Source organism: Sphingomonas sp. (assembly GCF_042091075.1).
Classification (GTDB): domain Bacteria; phylum Pseudomonadota; class Alphaproteobacteria; order Sphingomonadales; family Sphingomonadaceae; genus Sphingomonas.
The window spans coordinates 1-17755 of record NZ_JBELIE010000062.1 but is presented as its reverse complement, the minus strand read 5'-3'; the positions used below and the strand labels follow the sequence as shown (position 1 = coordinate 17755).

Genomic DNA, 17755 nt, shown 5'->3' with positions numbered 1-17755 from the left:
GGCTGAGCGTCGCGGCGAACGCATCCTCGCTCTCTCCGGGGAAACCGACGATGAAATCGCCGGATAAGGCGATATCGGGCCGGACCGCACGAATGCGATCGATCAGCCGCAGATAGCTGTCGCGCGTGTGGCTGCGGTTCATCGCCCGCAGCACGCCATCGTCACCCGCCTGCACCGGCAGATGCAGGAACGGCATCAGGCTTTCGACATCGCGATGCGCCTCGATCAGCCCCTGCGTCATGTCGTTGGGGTGGCTGGTGGTGTAGCGGATCCGGGTCAGGCCGGGGATTGCGTCAAGCGCGCGGATCAGGCCATGCAGCCCGCGATCGGCATCGTCGTTCCAGGCGTTGACGTTCTGCCCCAGCAGGGTGATCTCGCGCGCGCCGGCATCGACCAGTGCCTTTGCCTCGTCGACGATCGCGGCGAATGGACGGCTGACTTCCGCGCCGCGCGTATAGGGCACGACGCAATAGGTGCAGAATTTGTCGCATCCTTCCTGCACCGTCAGGAACGCCGAGGCGCCGACGCGGCGCCGTGCCGGCAATGCCCCGAATTTCGAGGCAGGCGGCATGTCGGTATCCAGCGCTGGTTCGCCCGCCGCTGCCGCCGCGACCAGCGCGGGAAGCCGGTGATAGGCCTGCGGCCCCACGACGACATCGACGCTGGCGCGCCGGACGATCTCCTCGCCTTCGGCCTGCGCGACGCAGCCGGCCACCGCGATCATCGGCGCGCGCCCCTCGGCACCCGCCTGTTTGCGCAGGCGGCCGATATCGGAATAGACCTTTTCCGTCGCCTTCTCGCGGATGTGGCAGGTGTTGAGCACCACCAGATCCGCCGCGCTCGCGTCGCTGGCAGCGGTCATGCCGTTCGCCGTCATCAGTTCGGCCATGCGCTCGCCATCATAGACGTTCATCTGGCAGCCGAACGATTTGACGTGAAAGGTCTGTGGCGCGCGCGGGGCGGCGAGGGGCTTCGAGGGGACGGACATGCGGCGCATCGTAGCGAAAAGCGCGCCGCCCCGCCAGACCGGCGGCGCGAACGTCAGCGGTGATACAGGGCGGTCACGTCGCGCTTGACGCCATATAGCGCCACGACGCGGCCGGCCTCGCAATGCGGCGCGGCGATCAACCGCATCCAGCGCGGGGTCGGCGCGACATTGCGCAAGCGCACGTCCAGCGTGAAGCCGCGCCGATGCCGGATCGCATAGACGCGCAACCGTTCCATCGTCGCCGCCGACAGGATGTCGTAACTCTCGAGCGCGCGTTCGCGCAGGATCAGGGCGTCCGGTGCCATGCCGAACAGCCGCCGCACGCCGGGGGACCAGGACAGCGCCTGTGTCGCCAGGTCGCAATGCCACAGGCCGCCGTCGTCGGGCGCGGAATCGAACGAGGGCAGCGCGGCGGGATCGGGAAACATCTTCCGTCCATCGATGTCGTGTACCTGGCCAAGATCGAAGCGCAGTCCGCTTTCGTACATGGGCCAGCTATGGTGCAGCGGCAACGGTTCGGTCGGTGTCATGACAATATCCCTCGCTTCGGAGGTGCGCCGGGAACGGTAAAGACCGGGTTAGCGAGTCACGCCTGCTTCGATGCGCCGGCGTGCCTCTGCGGCGATCGCCTTGCGCCCGCCCGTGGGCGCGAACGGTTCGAGGAAGTGCAATGTCGCAGTGAAGCGGCCGGGACGGCGCAGGACACGCATCGCATGATGTTGCCCGGGCTCGTCGCCGATCCACGCCAGTTCGCTCGTCGCATCGCCATAGTCGATACGTACTGGCTGAATCATCAGCCCCTCGGGCGGGGGATCGAGTGCGGCAAGCAACGCCCCCTTGAACGGCAGCAGCGTTACGCCGTCTCCGGTCGTACCTTCGGGAAAGATCGCGACCGCCCATGCCCCGGCCAGCGCATCACGCAGCTCGGCGACCTGCGCGGCGACACCCATCCGATCGCCGCGTCGGACGAAGATGGTACGGTTCAGCGTGCACATCCAGCCGATCAGCGGCACCGAGCGCAATTCGGCTTTCGCCACGAAGGCGCTGCCGGTTGCCCCTGCCAGCAGCAGAATGTCCATCCAGCTGAGATGGTTCGACAGGAAGACGACGTCGCGGCGCAGCGGGTGCCCGATGATGCGGGGCCGCGCGCCGAACAAGCGCGCCGCCAGTCCCAGATACAGACGGGGCCAGGGTGAGGGCGCGCGCACCAGCCTCCACAGCCCGTGCAGCGCGACCGCGATCACCAGCGACAGCACCAGCAGGACGAGACGCGCCACCACGCGGGCGTTGGGTGGCGCGGGGGCGGCCCGGCCGTCCGCCGGGTCGGGATGCGAGAGCGGAGGCGCGGTCAATCCCTGCGCAGCGCGACGCCGTACAATTCCATGCGATGATCGACGAGGCGGAAGCCCAGCCGCTCCGCGATCGCCTTCTGCAACAATTCCAGCTCCGGATCGACGAATTCGATCACCCTGCCTGTTTCGACGTCGATCAGATGATCGTGATGCGCTTCGGGCGAAGGCTCGTAACGTGCGCGCCCGTCGCCGAAATCGTGGCGATCGAGGATGCCCGCCTCCTCGAACAGGCGCACGGTGCGATAGACCGTCGCGATCGAGATGCCCGGATCGATCGACGAAGCGCGCGCATAGACCTTCTCCACATCGGGATGGTCCTCTGCTTCGGACAGGACGCGCGCGATGACGCGGCGTTGCTCGGTGATGCGCAGTCCCTTTTCATGGCACAGCGCTTCGAGATCGATCTTGCGGGGCATGCGCCTACAGATAGTGCGAATGGCTTGTTGCGAAAAGCGCTACCGACTCGCAAAAGGACGGAATTGTCGCGATCAGCCGCCGATCGGGCGCGCATAGGTATGCGCGTCGAATGTCTCGCCGGTGCGGCTGCGATAATAAGCCGGCCGTATGCCGACGCGAACGAAGCCGTGCGCCGCGTAGAAACCGATCGCGGGATTGTTGTCGCGCACTTCCAGATGCAGTTTGCGCACGCCGCGCTGCTCGCATTCGGCGATCGTACTGCGCAGCAATGCCGCGCCGGCGCCGATGCCGCGCTGCTCCGGGTCGACCGCGATCAGCAGCAGTTCGGCCTCGTCCATGATCGCGCGGTTGAGCGCGAAGCCGATCACCACGCCGTCGATTCGCGCTATCGTCATCCACACGCCGGGCATGGCGAGGATGCCGATGCATTGCGTGCGCGTCCACGCCTCGCCGAAACGCGGATCGAACGCACGTTGCATCACGCGATCGACGTCATCCGCATCCGTCGCGCCGCCAGCGGTCAGTTCGATCAGCCGCACGCGCGTGGTCACGAGCCGGGCTTCGCCGCCGCGGGCATCTTGGCATCGGGCGCGCGGCCGTAAAAGGGAACCGGGGGTAGCGCTCGATAAGACGGGGGTAGCGACAGCGCGTCGCGCGCATCGGGCAACGTCTCATCGACGGAAACCGTCGCGTCGATCGCGTTCAGCCAGCGCGTGCCAGTGCCGATCGCCCGCAGGCCCGCCAGTGCGGCGACGGCCGCCTCGGGGGTCAACGATCTCGGCACGTCCAGCGCCTCGAAGGGGGAAGCGAAGACCTGCATGAAGACCTCACCGTGCCCCCCTTCGGTAACGACTGCAAGGGGGGCGTCGCCGGCGCTGCGTCGCGCCAGCGCCGCCGCGCCGATCAGCGCCAGCGTGCCATAGCCTTCCACCGTGGCGCCCCAGCCCAGCGCCAACCCCCGCGCGGCGGCGATGCCGACGCGAATGCCGGTGAAGCTGCCGGGGCCGACGTCGACCAGGATCCGCGCCGCGCGCCCGCCATCGGGGAGCGCGGCGATCATCGGCACCAGCCGTTCGGCATGCCCGCGGCCCACGATGTCATGCGCCGCATCGATCAGGCGATCGCCGTCGAACAGGGCGATCGAGCATGCGGCGGTGGCGGTATCGATGACGAGGGTGCGCTGATTCAATCTGTCACCCGTGCACCGGCCCGCGCCCTTCGGTAAAACGTCTGAATCCCGCTTGTCGCGGGTCAATCGCGGTCATGCAAGACGGTTGAACTTCTCGAACGCGGGACGCGGGCTGCGATCGAACACCGTCGCGGGATCGCCATAGCCAAGCGTGGAGATGAAATTGGTACGCACCGACGGCGTATCGGCAAAAAATGCCTTGTCCACCGCATCCGCGTCAAACCCCGACATCGGCCCGGTATCCAGCCCCAGGGCGCGCGCGGCGAGGATGAAATAACCGCCCTGAAGCGAAGAGTTGCGAAAGGTGGAGGCTTCGCGCAGCGCGCGATTGCCGTCGAACCAGCTCTTCGCATCGGTATGGGGAAACAGCTCCGGCAGATGCTCGTGGAAATCCACGTCCATGCCGATGACGACGCTCACCGGCGCCTTTAGCACCTTATCCTTGTTCGTCGCCGAACAGGCCTCCGCGAGGGTAGCCTTCGCCGTATCCGACACGCACCACACCATCCGCGCGGGCAGCTGGTTGGCGGAGGTCGGACCCATCTTCATGAGATCCCAGATGGCGCGCAGCGTCTCTTCGCCGACCGGCACGTCGCGATAGCCGTTATAGGTGCGCGCGGTGCGGAACAGCTGATCGAGGGCGGCATCGTCGAGGGCGTGAGACATAGAGCGTTCCGTGAGCAGGGTGAAAAAGGACCGGCAAGCGGTTCGGCGGCGGTGCGCCTCAGACGGCGCGCACTTCGGTCACTTCCGGGACATAGTGACGCAGCAATTGCTCGATCCCGTTCTTCAACGTCGCGGTCGATGATGGGCAGCCGGCACATGCCCCCTGCATGCGCAGGAACACCTTGCCCTTGTCGAAACCGCGATAGACGATGTCGCCGCCGTCGTTCGCCACCGCCGGACGGACGCGCGTCTCGATCAGATCCTTGATCTGCGCCACGATATCCGCGTCGGCAGGATCGTCGTCGAATGCCTCGTCCTCCGCCGGCACCGCAAAGTCCGCGCCGCCGCCGCGGAACAGCGGCATCTGCGCGGTGAAATGGTCCATCAGCAGCGCGAGCACGTCGGGCTTCAGATCGCGCCAGTCGACCCCGGGGGCCGCGGTGACCGATACGAAATCGCGACCGAAGAAAACGCCCGTCACGTCGCCCAGATCGAACAGGGCGGTGGCCAGCGGGCTGGCTTCGGCTTCCTCGGGCGTGGCGAAGTCGCGGGTGCCCGCATCCATGACGATCCGTCCCGGCAGGAACTTCAGCGTGGCGGGATTCGGCGTGGCTTCGGTCTCGATCAGCATGTGCGCGATGTGGCGCGGGAGTCGCGCGGGATCAAGCGCGGGGTGCGAAAGGGATTGTTTCGGCCGGGGAAGCGCGGGTGCGGCGGCCCCGCCACCGCCGAACCCCCTTACACATCCATCTGTTTGACCGCCGCGTTCCATTTGCTGACGTTGTCGCGCGCTTCCTGTACGAAGGCGGAGCGTTTTACGACGCCGAGGAACAGGTCGGCGAACCACTTGCCCGGCTGACGCAGGGGGCGTTCGAACTGGATCAGCAGCACCACGCGGGTGCCCGCCGTATCGTTCCATACTTCGTGATCATAGGTGTCGTCGAACACCAGCGTCTCGCCTTCCGACCAGCGTACCATGCGATCGTCGACGCGCATGCGGACGTCGCCGTCGCGCGGGACGATCAACGCGAGGTGACAGGTGATCAACCCCTTGGAAACCCCGCGATGCGCGGGGATGTGCGTGCCCGGCGCCAGGATCGAGAAGAAAGCGGTGCTCAGCCCCGGGATGCGCCGGATCACATCATGCGTGACCGGGCAACGCGCCAGATTGTCGTCGATTGGATAGCCATAGCCCCACAGGAAGAACGAGCGCCACTTGCCGACTTCCGCGATCGCGCGGTGATCGGGCGAAATCTCCGCCAGGCTGGGCGCCGCCTCGCCGGCCAGCGCGACGCGGCGCGCCTCATCCCGGATCGCGCGCCACTGCGCCCGCAGCTCGGCGGTCCAGTCGAAGTCGCGGACGTCGAGCACCGGGTCGTTCGATACCAGCGAGGAGCCCGCGATCAGGCGATCGAACACCCCGCGCAGATGCTTGCCGACGCGGATGATCAGCGGGCGATTGGGGTCCGCCTGCATCGGTGCGCCGGGTTGCGGCGCGCCCGACACCGCGCCCAGCGCCGGAATACGTGCCGGTCCGCTGCCGCGCGTCGCCATCCCGCCGCCGGCGGCGGGGGCCGGGGAGACGTCGGTGTTGTCGGGCGCGACGGGGCGGATGGTGGTCGACATCGATATTCCTTCACTCGCCGTCGGGACGCGCCCGCTCGGCCATCTTCGGTCTTTCTCCCAACGTTGGAACGGTTTGAGGACGAAAACGTGGCGGACGCGAGGCAGTTTGCGCAAAGATGGGTGGCGGCATCATCCTGTGTTGCGGGGGCGAGGGTGGGGGCCTAAACGATTTGTTATGTTCCTCTACAAGCGCGTGCTCGCGACCCCGCTCGTTGCCCTTCTGCTCACCTCCGTCGCACTGCCGCTTACCGCTCAGTCCGCCCCCAAACGCACCGATCCGGTGCCGGCCGCCGCGACCGCGCCGCGCGCGGCGGCCGTCGATACGTCGCCGTGGCTGTTCAAGGGTTCGGACATTCCCCCCGATCCCGAATGGCATTTCGGCACGCTGCCCAACGGCCTGCGCTATGCCGTGCGCAAGAACGGCGTGCCGCCGGGGCAAGTGGCCGTGCGCGTCCGCATCGACGCCGGATCGCTGTACGAAACCGACGCCGAACAAGGCTTCGCGCATCTGATCGAGCATCTCTCGTTCCGCGGGTCGCGCTACGTGCCCGATGGCGAGGCGAAGCGCGTCTGGCAGCGGTTCGGGGCGACCTTCGGCTCGGATTCGAATGCCTCCACCACCCCGACGCAGACGGTCTACAAGCTCGATCTGCCCGGCGCGACCGACGCGAAGCTCGACGAAAGCCTGCGCATTTTCTCCGGCATGATGGCCGAGCCCGCGATCAACGAGGCGGGCCTTTCCGCCGAGCGCCCCGCGGTGCTGGCCGAACAGCGCGAGGCGCCGGGGCCGCAGGTCCGCTATGGCGACGCCTTGCGCCAGACGTTCTTCGCCGGGCAACCGCTCGCCGAACGCTCTCCCATCGGCACGATCAAGACGCTGGAGGCGGCCACTCCGGCGGCGGTGCGGGCATTCCACGATCGCTGGTATCGCCCGGAACGCGCGGTGGTGATCATTTCCGGCGATATCGATCCGCAGGTAGCCGCCGATCTGGTCGTGAAGAATTTCGGCGGCTGGCAGGGCAGTGGCGCCAATCCGGCGGACCCCGATTTCGGCAAGCCCGTCGCCGACGCCCCAGCGACGAAGACGGTTGCCGAGCCGTCGTTGCCGCCGATCGTCGCTACCGCGGTGCTGCGTCCCTGGGTCTATCGCGACGACACGGTGATCTTCAATCAGAAGCGACTAGTGGATTTCGTCGCGGTCCGGCTGATCAATCGCCGCCTGGAAACCCGCGCGCGGGCGGGGGGCAGCTTCCTGCAGGCGTCGGTCAGCCTGGACGATGTGTCGCGCTCCGCGAACGGCACCTTCACCAACATCATTCCGATCGGTGACGATTGGGAAGCCGCGTTGAAGGATGTGCGCGCGGTGATCGCGGATGCGATGGCGACCCCGCCGACCCAGGCGGAGGTGGATCGCGAACTGGCCGAATTCGACGCCGCGATGAAGAACGAGGTCGATACCGCACGGGTGGAGGCGGGCGCCAAACAGGCCGATGACATGGTGCAGGCGCTCGATATCCGCGAGACGGTGGCGGGGCCGAAGACCAGTTACGACATCCTGCAACAAGCGCGGCAAAAGGGACTGTTCACCCCCGCCGCGATGACCGAATCGACCAATCGCCTGTTCAAGGGCGATGCCACCCGCGCATTGCTGAACACCCGCACCGCCGATGCCAGCGCTGCCGCCAAGCTCGCCGCCGCGTTGACCGCGGACGTGTCCAAACTGGCCGCCAAGCGCACGCAGCAGGCGGCGGTCGATTTCTCGCGCGTGCCGAAACTGGGCGTACCCGGCACGGTCAGCGCGCGCGCGACGATCGGCGATCCGCCGATGGAGCAGGTGACGTTCGCCAATGGGGTGCGCGCGCTGATCTACGCCAATCCGTCGGAAACCGGCCGCGTCTATCTGCGGGTCCGGTTCGGGCGCGGTTACCAGGCGCTGCCGTCGACGCGGCCCACGCCGGCCTGGGCGGGTGAAACCGCGCTGATCGCCAGCGGTATCGGCACGCTCGATCAGGGCGACCTTGATACGCTGACCACTGGCCGGCGGATGGGGCTGGACTTCGACATCGCCGACGATGCGTTTCTCCTCGGCGCCCAGACGACGCCGGGCGACTATGCCGACAATCTGACGCTGATGGCGGCGAAGCTGGCGGCGCCCCGCTGGGATGCGGCGCCGGTGGCCCGCGCTCGCGCGGCGATGCTGGCGGGATATCCCGGCTTCGACAGTTCGCCCGACGGCGTCCTGTCGCGCGATCTGGAGGGGCTGTTGCGCGATGGCGATCCCCGTTGGGGCATTCCGCCCCGCGCGCGGATCGAGGCGTTGAACGCGAAAGATTTCCAGAAGCTGTGGTCGCCGCTGCTCGCCACCGGGCCGATCGAGGTGGACGTGTTCGGCGACGTCAAGCCCGACGAGGCAATCGCCGCGATCGCGAAGAGCTTTGGCGCACTGAAGCCGCGCGCGGCGGCGGTGCCCGCCACCCCGGTGGTCCGCTTTCCGGCGCACGTCGAGCAGCCGGTGACCCGCACCCACAAGGGCGACGACAATCAGGCAGCGGCGGTGATCGCCTGGCCGACCGGCGGCGGATCGGCCGACCATGCCGAGGCGCGCGCGCTGGACGTGCTGGCGGCGGTGTTCGCGGATCGCCTGTTCGACCGGCTGCGCTCGGTGGCGGGGGCGAGTTATTCCCCGTCCGCCACCAGCCAGTGGCCGGTCGGGCAACCCGGCGGCGGCCGCCTGGTCGCGATCGGCAAGGTGGCGCCCGATAAGGTGCCGCTATTCTTTCAGCTGTCGCGCCAGATCGCCGCCGAGCTGGTCTCCACCCCGATTGGAGACGACGAACTGCGCCGCACGATCGTGCCGATGCTGCAATATATGGCGCGGGCGTCGTCGGGGAACCAGTTCTGGCTGATGCAGACAAGCGGCGGCACGTTCGATCCGAAGCGGATCGAGGCAAGTCAGAGCCTCGTCAGCGACATGACCGGCATCACGCCGGCTACGTTGCAGGCGGTGGCGGCGAAATACTTGCGACCGGACAAGGACTGGACGATGGCGGTGGTGCCGGAGAAGGGGGCAGGGGGCTGAGCACCTCAAACGTCGCCCCTGCCTCCGCAGGGGCGATGGTGTAGAACAACGCCCTGCTACGACAGCGTCGTCAAACGTCGCGACGCGCCATCACATCGTTTCACCCGCGATACAGCGCGTCCAGCCGCTCGCCATAGGCCTTGCGCAGCATATGCCGCCGGATCTTCAGGCTCGGCGTCAGTTGTTCGTTCTCGATCGTGAACGGTTCGTCCGCCATGATCCAGCGGCGCACCCGTTCGATCACCGACAAATCCTTGTTGGTGCGATCCACTGCCGCCTGTACGGCCGCGCGATAGTCGGGATCCTCGGCCAGCGTCTCGGCGGTGCCCGTGCGGCCGTTCGCCTTGGCCCATTCGGCGGTCCATTCGGCGTCGGGCACCAGCACCGCCACCATATGCGGCTTGCGATCGCCCGCGATCATCGCCTGCGAGATTTCGGGCTGCAGCGTCAGCATCCCCTCCACCTTCTGCGGGGCGACATTGTCGCCCTTGTCGTTGATGATCAGATCCTTCTTGCGATCGGTGATGCGGATGCGGCCGCGCGTGTCGAATTCGCCAATGTCGCCGGTGTGCAGCCAGCCGTCCTGCAACACCCGCGCGGTTTCCCCCTCGTTGCGCCAATAGCCGTGCATCACCAGCTCGCCGCGAACCAGGATTTCACCATCCTCGGCGATCCGCACCTCGGTATTGGCGAGCGGTGGGCCGACCGAATCCATCGTCACCCCCACGCCGGGGCGGTTGCACGAGATCACCGGCGCCGCCTCGGTCTGGCCATAGCCTTGCAGGAACGTCAGCCCCAGCGACTGAAAAAACAGCCCCACCTCCGGTGTCAGGGGCGCGCCGCCGGAGATCATCGCCTTCATCCGGCCCCCGAATTTCTTCGCGATCTTCGGTTTGAAGATCGTATCGACCAGCAATGCCTTGGGACGGTCCAACAGCCGCAACCGGCCATTATCGCGCTTGGTGCCCACGTCCAGCGCCGCGGCGAGCAGCGTCGCTGACAGGCCGCCCTGCCGCTCGATCGCCTTGCTGATCCGGGTACGCAGCACTTCGAAAAGGCGCGGGACGACGAACATGATCGTCGGGCGCACTTCCTCGATATTGGCGGCCAGCTTGTCGATGCCCTCGGCGTAATAGATCTGCCCGCCCATGCCGATCGGGAAATGTTGTCCGCCGGTATGCTCATAGGCGTGGCTGAGCGGCAGGAACGACAGGAATACCTCGTCGCCCCAGCCGAAATCCTCGGCCACCACCGCCGAGCAGCCGGCGACATTGTGAAGGATCGCGCCGTGATGCTGCATCACGCCGCGCGGCGCGCCGCCGGTGCCGCTGGTATAGATGATGCAGGCGAGGTCGCCGCGCTGGAAATCGGCCTGCGTCGCCACCTGCTGCGCGGTCGCCTGATTGCCGTCGATCAGCGCGCGCCAATCGTGCACCTCGACCGGGGACTGCCCCAGCCGCATCGGCTCGATCCCGATCAGCATCTGCGGCCGGATCGAGCGCAGGATCGCCGGCATCAGGTTGCGCGCCAGCTTCGCGGTGGACACGATCACCGCCTTGGCGCCCGAGTTCTCGATGATGTGCGCGTGATCGCGCTCGGTATTGGTGGTGTAGGTGGGCACCGTCACGCAGCCCGCCGCCATGATCGCCAGATCGCTGAGGCACCATTCGGGGCGGTTCTCGCTGACCAGCATGACACGATCGCCGCGCTCCAGCCCGATTGCGCGCAGCCCCGTTGCCAGCCGTGCGACCGTTTCCGCCGCCTCACGCCAGCTGATGGACTGCCACGCGCCATCGCGCTTGCTCCACAGGAACGGGGCGTCGCCAAGCTGCGTCGCGCGCACGAAGAACATCGTGACCAGATTGGGGAAATGTTCCAGCCGTCGCACCTGCGCCTCTCCCGCGATCCCTGGCGGGATCGTTCGAATACCGTTGCGCACCCCGTCCGTCCGAACGTGCGTCGGTCGGCACCTTAGGTTCGCGACGGCCCATCCTGCAAGGAACAGCTCGCACCGGGGGGCGCCGGCATCAGCCGGGATGCCGCACCGTTCACTGTTGCAACGATTCTCCCGGGCTGCGCGGATCGGCGGCGCCGACCCAGCGGCCGTCTGGCAGCTTCTCGACCGCATTCGCCTTCAGTCCCAGCTTCGCGATCGAAACGTGCTGCCCCAGCGCCTCCAGCGGCGCCTTCATCGCCACGACATCGGTACCCTGTTCGAGGACGAGGCCGTCGCGGTCGAAGAAGATCTGTCCCAGGCTGATCGCGTCCTGCGCGGACATTCCCCAATCGAAGTGCGCGATCAACGCCTTGGCGACCTGCATGATGATCGTGCGGCCGCCCGCCGCGCCGATCGCGAACACCGGCTTGCCGCTGCGATCATAGACGATCGTCGGGGACATGCTCGACATCGGCCGCTTGCCCGGCTGGACGCGGTTGGCGACGAGATAGCCGCCATCGACGGGCGCGTGACTGAAATCGGTCAGTTCGTTGTTGAGCGTATAGCCGCCGGCGGTCAGCTGGCTGCCGAACACGCTTTCGATCGTGTTGGTCCAGCTGACGATATCGCCCGCGCCGTCGACCGCGACGAAATGCGTGGTCCCGCCCAGTTCGCCGGGTGCGGCCGGGGCGCGCTTCGGGGCGCCTGGCGGGGTGCCGGGTTCGTAGCGGCCCAGCGTCTTCAGCGGCGAGATCAGCGCCGAGCGCCGCCGCAGATAATCGCGGTCGACCAGTCCGCCGACCGGAACCTCGACGAAATCACGATCCGCCTCGTACAGGTCACGGTCGGCATAGGCCAGCCGCATCGCCTCGCCGATCACCTGCCACGATCGCGGGTCGTTCTTCCCCCATTGCGCGAGCGGGAAGCGCTCGACCATCGTCAGCACCTGCAACACGCTGAGCCCGCCCGAGGAAGGCGGCCCCATGCCGCAAATCACCCAGACGCGATACGGGCCGCACACACCGGGACGATCCTTCGCGACATAGGCGGTGAGATCGGCCTGCGTCAGCGGCACCGGATTCTTCGGCGCGGTGCTGACCGCCTCGCTCAGAGCGCGCGCATTCTCGCCAGTGTAGAAGGCGTCCGCCCCCTCCGCTGCGATCCTCTTCAGCGTTGCCGCCATGGCGGGATTGCGGAACGTCTCGCCCTCCTTCAGCGGCTGACCGTCATGCCAGTAGAGTGCGCGCATCGCCGGGAAATCCTTCCACAGCGGCGCAACCTGCTGAAGCGCGTTGGCCAGCCGCGCGTTGACGACAAAGCCGTCCTCCGCCAGCCGGATCGCGGGCTGGAACAATGCCGCCCAGGGCAGCTTGCCCCATTTCGCGTGCGCGCGCTGGGCCAGCCGCATGGTGCCCGGTACGCCGACCGAATAGCCGCCGGGCCAGATCTCGATGAACGGACGCGGCTTGCCGTCGGGGCCGAGGAAGCGATCGGCTCGGGCGGCGGCCGGCGCCATTTCGCGCCCGTCGATCGTATCGAGCGCGCCGGTGGTGCCGCCGTGATGGACGATGAAGCCGCCTCCACCGATCCCGCTCGACTGCGGTTCGACGATGTTGAGTGCGAGCATCATCGCGATCGCAGCGTCAGTGGCACTGCCGCCGTCGCGCAGGATTTGCTGGCCGGCGGCGGTGGCGCGTGGATCGGCGGCGGATACGACCCCCTGAGCCAGCGCAGGCGCAGGAAGGAGGAGCAGGGCGATCGCGACGAGTTTCTTCATGACGCGGACCCTAATCACCGGCTGGTCGTGCGCAAGCCGTCACGATGGTTAGGGGGGTATAACCCGGCTCATCGTGGGTGGTTCAGATCATCTCACCCGCCGCGCGTGCGCGTTCCTCCCGGGTACGCTCCGCCTCCGGCACCAGCCGATAGGCGATGACGCCCGCCGCGACCGTGATCGGTACGGTCAGCAGCAGCGACAGCATGCCGGTCGACAGGCTGCCCGTCAGCGTCGAGACGCGCCCCGCCAGATAGGGCCCCATCGCCAGCCCAAGCAGCGTCGTGCCGATGAAGAAGGTCGCGGTGGCGGTACCCCGCATGCGCGGCAGGACCAGATCCTGTGTCGTCGCCGCCGCCGCGCCGAGCCCCCAGCTGGCGAAGAACTGCGCCGCGAAGAGGCAGACGTACAGGATGATCGGCGTGGTGGTGGTGAAGGCCATGATCATGAAGGGCACGGGGATCGACGCGCCGAGGATGACCATGACGAGCCGCCCGGCCGGATTGCGGCGCCGCAGACGGTCCGCGATCAGCCCGCCCACCGTCACGCCCAGGAAACCGGACAGCGCGCCTTGCCCGCCCAGGATCAGCCCCGCCTCGGCGGGGGAGATGCCCAGGTCGCGCATCGCATAGGGGGCCGCCCAGAAACCGGCGGCATAGCTCAGGAAGGCGTTGAGGCCATAGCCGACGACGGTGCACAGGAACGCCGGCGTGGCGACGATCAGCCGGAACGTCGGCAGATCGCGGTACCGCAGCGCGCACGCCCATGAGAAGACGGCATAGACGCCGATCCCCACCGCCGCCCATTGCGGCAGCGGCTCGCCCAGCGCGATCAGCAGCGCGACCGCCGCCACCGTCGCCACCAGCCCGACGAGATTGATCGTCAGCGCGCGCGATCCCAGCCGTGCCGCGCCGATCAGCGTGAATGGCGGCAGGATGGTGACGAGTTCGTCCAGGAAGGCGCGAAACGGCGCCGGGTGCCGTTCGGGCTCCGGCAGGCCCTCCACCGCGCCGCGGATCGGCTCGCGCAGCATCGCGACGATCAGCGCAAGGAGCAGGCCGGGGATGCCGACCGACAGGAACGCGGCCTGCCATCCCGCCAATCCGAACGGGCCGCCATCGGGATAGATGCGGTTCCAGTTCTGGACGATCAACCCGCCGATAAACAGCGAACAGCCGCCGCCGACATACAGGCCGGCCGAGTAGATCGACAGCGCGGTGGCGCGAAGCCTTTTGGGAAAATAATCGGAGATCAGCGAATATGCCGAAGGGCTGGCGGTCGCCTCGCCCACGCCCACGCCGATGCGGGCGGCGGCGAGATGCGCGCCGGTGCTCGACAGGCCCGACAGCGCGGTCATCGTCGACCACAGCCCCAGCCCGACGGTCATCAACCGCACCCGATGCCAGCTGTCCGCGAGCCGCCCGAGCGGGATGCCGAACAGCGAGTAGAAGACACCGAACGCGGTGCCGTACAGGAAACCGAGATCCTCGTCCTTCAACCCCAGATCGCGTTTGATGTCCTCCGCCAGGATCGAGATCACCTGCCGGTCGATGAAGTTCAGGATATAGACGAGGAACAGGACCCCCAGCACATACCAGGCATAGCCGCTCGCGCGGGTCTCACTCTCCATCGTCATTCGCCTCTCCTCGCTCGTTCTGGTCAGGGTAACAGAGGGGGGCGGGGAGGGAAGGGCTAAGTTGGCAGCGCGGCGCGCGCGTCTACGCCGCGCCGGCGACGATCGCTTGCCATCCCGCCTCGTCCACCACGCGGATGCCGAGGTCGGCGGCCTTCTTCGCCTTCGCTCCCGCGCCCGGGCCGGCGACGACCAGGTCGGTCTTCTTCGAGACCGATCCAGCGACATGCGCGCCCAGCGCCTCGGCCTGCGCCTTGGCCTCGTCGCGGCTCAATGTCTCCAGCGAGCCGGTGAACACCACCGTCTTGCCCGATACCTCGCTGGCGCGGGTCGTGACGGTGAAATCCGGCGGACGGACTTCGGACAGAAGGTCGTCCCATACCGCGCGATTGTGCGGCTCGTGGAAGAAGTCGGCGAGCGCATGTCCCACCGCCGCGCCGACATTCTCGACCCCGATCCGTTCCGCCATCGCCTTGTCGAGCCGCGTGCGATGTTTCGCCTCGGTCTCGCCGATCACGATCGGGGTCGCCTCGCGCAGCGCGATCAATTCGTCCGCCAGCGTCGCGATCGCGGGCAGGGTGACGTACCGCTTGAGCAGGTCGCGCGCGGTGACGACGCCGATATGGCGGATGCCGAGCCCGAACAGCAACCGCGCCGCATCCGGATCGCGTCGCGCCTCGATCGCGGACATCAGTGCATCGACCGACTTCGCCTGCCATCCTTCGCGCCCGAGCAGTTCGTCGCGGTGCGCGGCGAGGCGGAAGATATCGGCGGGCTCCACGATCCATCCCAGATCGACGAACTCGCTCAGCGTCTTCTCGCCCAGCCCATCGATATCCAGCGCGCCACGGCTGACGAAATGCTTCAGCCGCTCCAGCCGTTGTGCGGGGCAGATCAACCCGCCGGTGCAGCGCACGTCGACCTCGCCTTCCTCCGCCACCGCCTCACTGCCGCAAATCGGGCAATGATCGGGAAAGACGAAGGGTGCCCGCTCAACGTCGCGCGGCAGTACCTCGACGATCTGTGGGATGACGTCGCCCGCGCGCTGCAGCACGACGCGGTCGCCCGGGCGCGCGTCCAGCCGCGCGATCTCGTCGCGATTGTGCAGCGTCGCATTCGCGACCACCACGCCGCCGACGCTAACCGGGGTCAGCCGTGCTACCGGGGTCAGCTTCCCGGTGCGGCCGACCTGGATGTCGATCGCCTCGAGCGTCGTTTGCGCGCGCTCCGCCGGAAATTTGTGTGCGATCGCCCAGCGCGGGGCGCGGCCGATGCTGCCCAGCCGTGCCTGCCAGTCGAGCCGGTCGATCTTGTAGACGACCCCGTCGATATCGAACGGCAGGTCGGCGCGTGCCGCCTCGATCGCACGATAGACGCGCAACGCGGCCGTCGCGTCGTCGCAGCGGGTGAAGGCATCGGCGACCGGAAAGCCCCAGGCCTCGATCGCCGCGACGACCGCCTGTTGCGTTTCCCCCGGCACTGCGCTCGCCTCGCCCCAGCCGTGCATCAGGAACCGCAACGGGCGCTGCGCGGTAATGGCGGCGTCTTTCTGACGGAGCGATCCGGCGGCGGCGTTGCGCGGATTGGCGAACTGCCGCGCGTCCTTGCCGGTCGTCTCCGCTTCCTCCGCCAGTCGCCGGTTCAGCGCGGCAAAGGCGGCCTTTTCCATATACACTTCGCCGCGCACCTCGAACACGTCCGGCGCGGCATCGGGCAGCGTTTCGGGAATGTCGGCGATGGTACGAACGTTGGCGGTGACGTCCTCTCCGACCGCGCCGTCACCACGGGTCAGCGCCTGCACCAGCCGGCGCTGCTCGTAGCGGAGCGAGCAGGACAGGCCGTCGATCTTCGGCTCGGCGGTCAGTGCGACCGGCTCCGCCTCGCCAAGCCGCAGGAAGCGGCGGACGCGGGCGACGAACTCGCCCACGTCCTCGTCCGAAAAGGCATTGTCGAGGCTCATCATCGGCCGCGCATGCGCCACCTTCGCCAGATGCGCGGCGGGGGCGGCGCCGACCGACCGATTGGGCGAATCATCGCGGATCAGATGCGGAAAGGCGCTTTCGATCGCATTGTTGCGACGGACCAGCGCGTCATATCCGGCGTCGTCGATCTCCGGCGCGTCGTCGGTGTGATAGCGTCGGTTGTGATAGGCGATCGTCTCGGCCAGTTGCGCCAGTTCGGCGGCGGCCTCGATATCGTCGGCGGGCAGGTCGGGGGCGGCGGCGGTGGTCATGCCCTCCGGTTACCGCCAACCTGTCCTGCGACGGAAGACGGAAATCGGGGGGCGGCCGAAATCAGGCGGCGACGAGGCTTTTGGCGGTGGCGTCGGCCAGGCTGGTACCGTCCAGGATCCGCGCGGTTTCGTCGCGGACGCGCATCATCGCGTGCCGGATCGCGCAATCCGCTTCGCTCCTGCAATCCTTGCACGAGCGATAAGCGGTGCGGCTGACGCAGGGGACGAGCGCCAAGGGCCCTTCGATCACGCGGATGATCTCACCCAGCGAGATCAGGTGCGACGGGCGCGACAGGCAATAGCCGCCCATCTTCCCCCGGTGGCTGTGCAACAAGCCGGCATCACGCAGATCGGCGAGGATCAGTTCCAGGAACTTGCGCGGCACGTTCGCTTCGCCGGCAATACGCGTCATCGGAATCGGAGGGCTGCCAGCGGGCGCCGTTGCCAGGAACAGCATCGAACGAAGGGCGTAACGCGAACGCTGGGTAAGCATAGCCTATCATATATAGGGATATTGTGGCGGACAAATGGCCAGCCCGGTTTTCATTCCCGTTTCATCGTCTTTTTCGGCATTGCCGGCTGCCGGTTTGCGTTCGCGCGACGCTCGCCTATATGGGGTAGGCCGGGTTCGACCCGGCTATGGCGATAAATCGTGGCGTACAATAGATGCAGCGGACCCGGGGGCAGTACCCGGCGGCTCCACCATCCGGGCTGAGACTCACGGCCGCACGCTTCCCGCGTGGCGACCCGTAGATCAGCTCGCATGACGGGGCCGAACCAGGATCGACGTGTATTGAAAAGCGCCGCCTTCGCTCGGAATGGGACCACCGCAACGGCCCATTACACAAGTGCCAACGATAAC

General features: G+C 67.5%; 15 protein-coding genes and 1 other RNA gene. 2 read left to right on the top strand and 14 right to left on the bottom strand.

Annotated elements, in window-relative coordinates; genetic code table 11:
• From ACFDSW_RS08205 to ACFDSW_RS08165, 9 genes are all read right to left on the bottom strand, one after another.
• A partial coding sequence (locus ACFDSW_RS08205) for a MiaB/RimO family radical SAM methylthiotransferase (RefSeq protein ID WP_375249797.1) occupies window positions 1–997 on the bottom strand: 997 nt, incomplete at its 3' end.
• Window positions 998–1041: 44 nt separating this feature from the next.
• Window positions 1042–1518: a hypothetical protein gene (locus ACFDSW_RS08200; protein WP_375249796.1), complete on the bottom strand. Its 477-nt coding sequence runs from the start codon at window positions 1516–1518 to the stop codon at window positions 1042–1044.
• Between the two features lie 48 nt (window positions 1519–1566).
• The gene (locus ACFDSW_RS08195) at window positions 1567–2265 is read right to left on the bottom strand and encodes a lysophospholipid acyltransferase family protein (RefSeq protein ID WP_375249795.1); all 699 of its coding nucleotides are present in this window, start codon (window positions 2263–2265) and stop codon (window positions 1567–1569) included.
• Between the two features lie 71 nt (window positions 2266–2336).
• Entirely contained in the window at window positions 2337–2756 is a 420-nt protein-coding gene (locus ACFDSW_RS08190) for a Fur family transcriptional regulator (RefSeq protein ID WP_375249794.1), read from the bottom strand.
• Window positions 2757–2828: 72 nt separating this feature from the next.
• A complete protein-coding gene (rimI, locus tag ACFDSW_RS08185) occupies window positions 2829–3308 on the bottom strand; it encodes a ribosomal protein S18-alanine N-acetyltransferase (RefSeq protein ID WP_375249793.1) in 480 nt (159 codons plus the stop codon).
• On the bottom strand, window positions 3305–3946 hold the full coding sequence (gene tsaB, locus ACFDSW_RS08180) for a tRNA (adenosine(37)-N6)-threonylcarbamoyltransferase complex dimerization subunit type 1 TsaB (protein ID WP_375249792.1): 642 nt from the start codon (window positions 3944–3946) through the stop codon (window positions 3305–3307). The genes rimI and tsaB overlap by 4 nt, the downstream gene beginning before the upstream one ends.
• A 72-nt stretch (window positions 3947–4018) precedes the next feature.
• Window positions 4019–4612, bottom strand: coding sequence for a malonic semialdehyde reductase (locus ACFDSW_RS08175; RefSeq protein ID WP_375249791.1), 594 nt, complete (start codon window positions 4610–4612; stop codon window positions 4019–4021).
• A 58-nt stretch (window positions 4613–4670) separates the two neighbouring features.
• Window positions 4671–5243: a NifU family protein gene (locus tag ACFDSW_RS08170; RefSeq protein WP_375249790.1), complete on the bottom strand. Its 573-nt coding sequence runs from the start codon at window positions 5241–5243 to the stop codon at window positions 4671–4673.
• 107 nt (window positions 5244–5350) lie between these two features.
• On the bottom strand, window positions 5351–6238 hold the full coding sequence (locus tag ACFDSW_RS08165; protein WP_375249789.1) for an aspartyl/asparaginyl beta-hydroxylase domain-containing protein: 888 nt from the start codon (window positions 6236–6238) through the stop codon (window positions 5351–5353).
• Window positions 6239–6413: 175 nt separating this feature from the next.
• Between ACFDSW_RS08165 and ACFDSW_RS08160 the strand changes: the two genes are divergently transcribed.
• On the top strand, window positions 6414–9317 hold the full coding sequence (locus tag ACFDSW_RS08160) for a M16 family metallopeptidase (protein WP_375249788.1): 2904 nt from the start codon (window positions 6414–6416) through the stop codon (window positions 9315–9317).
• Window positions 9318–9417: 100 nt separating this feature from the next.
• Here ACFDSW_RS08160 and ACFDSW_RS08155 read toward each other — a convergent pair whose 3' ends face one another.
• The 5 genes from ACFDSW_RS08155 to ACFDSW_RS08135 all read right to left on the bottom strand — a co-directional run bounded on the left by ACFDSW_RS08155 (window position 9418) and on the right by ACFDSW_RS08135 (window position 17386).
• Complete coding sequence (locus tag ACFDSW_RS08155) at window positions 9418–11205, bottom strand: AMP-dependent synthetase/ligase (RefSeq protein WP_375249798.1); 1788 nt, start codon at window positions 11203–11205, stop codon at window positions 9418–9420.
• Between the two features lie 160 nt (window positions 11206–11365).
• Window positions 11366–13030: a gamma-glutamyltransferase gene (gene ggt, locus ACFDSW_RS08150; protein ID WP_375249787.1), complete on the bottom strand. Its 1665-nt coding sequence runs from the start codon at window positions 13028–13030 to the stop codon at window positions 11366–11368.
• Between the two features lie 82 nt (window positions 13031–13112).
• Window positions 13113–14663 carry a spinster family MFS transporter gene (locus ACFDSW_RS08145; protein ID WP_375249786.1) on the bottom strand — a complete coding sequence of 517 codons (1551 nt, stop codon included), beginning with the start codon at window positions 14661–14663 and terminating at the stop codon, window positions 13113–13115.
• 82 nt (window positions 14664–14745) lie between these two features.
• A complete protein-coding gene (gene ligA, locus ACFDSW_RS08140) occupies window positions 14746–16893 on the bottom strand; it encodes an NAD-dependent DNA ligase LigA (protein WP_375249785.1) in 2148 nt (715 codons plus the stop codon).
• A gap of 61 nt (window positions 16894–16954) precedes the next feature.
• Window positions 16955–17386 (bottom strand): RrF2 family transcriptional regulator, encoded by a 432-nt coding sequence (locus ACFDSW_RS08135; protein ID WP_375249784.1) that lies wholly within the window; start codon window positions 17384–17386, stop codon window positions 16955–16957.
• Window positions 17387–17475: 89 nt separating this feature from the next.
• Between ACFDSW_RS08135 and ssrA the strand changes: the two genes are divergently transcribed.
• Window positions 17476–17755, top strand: a transfer-messenger RNA (tmRNA) gene (gene ssrA, locus ACFDSW_RS08130); the annotation flags it as partial.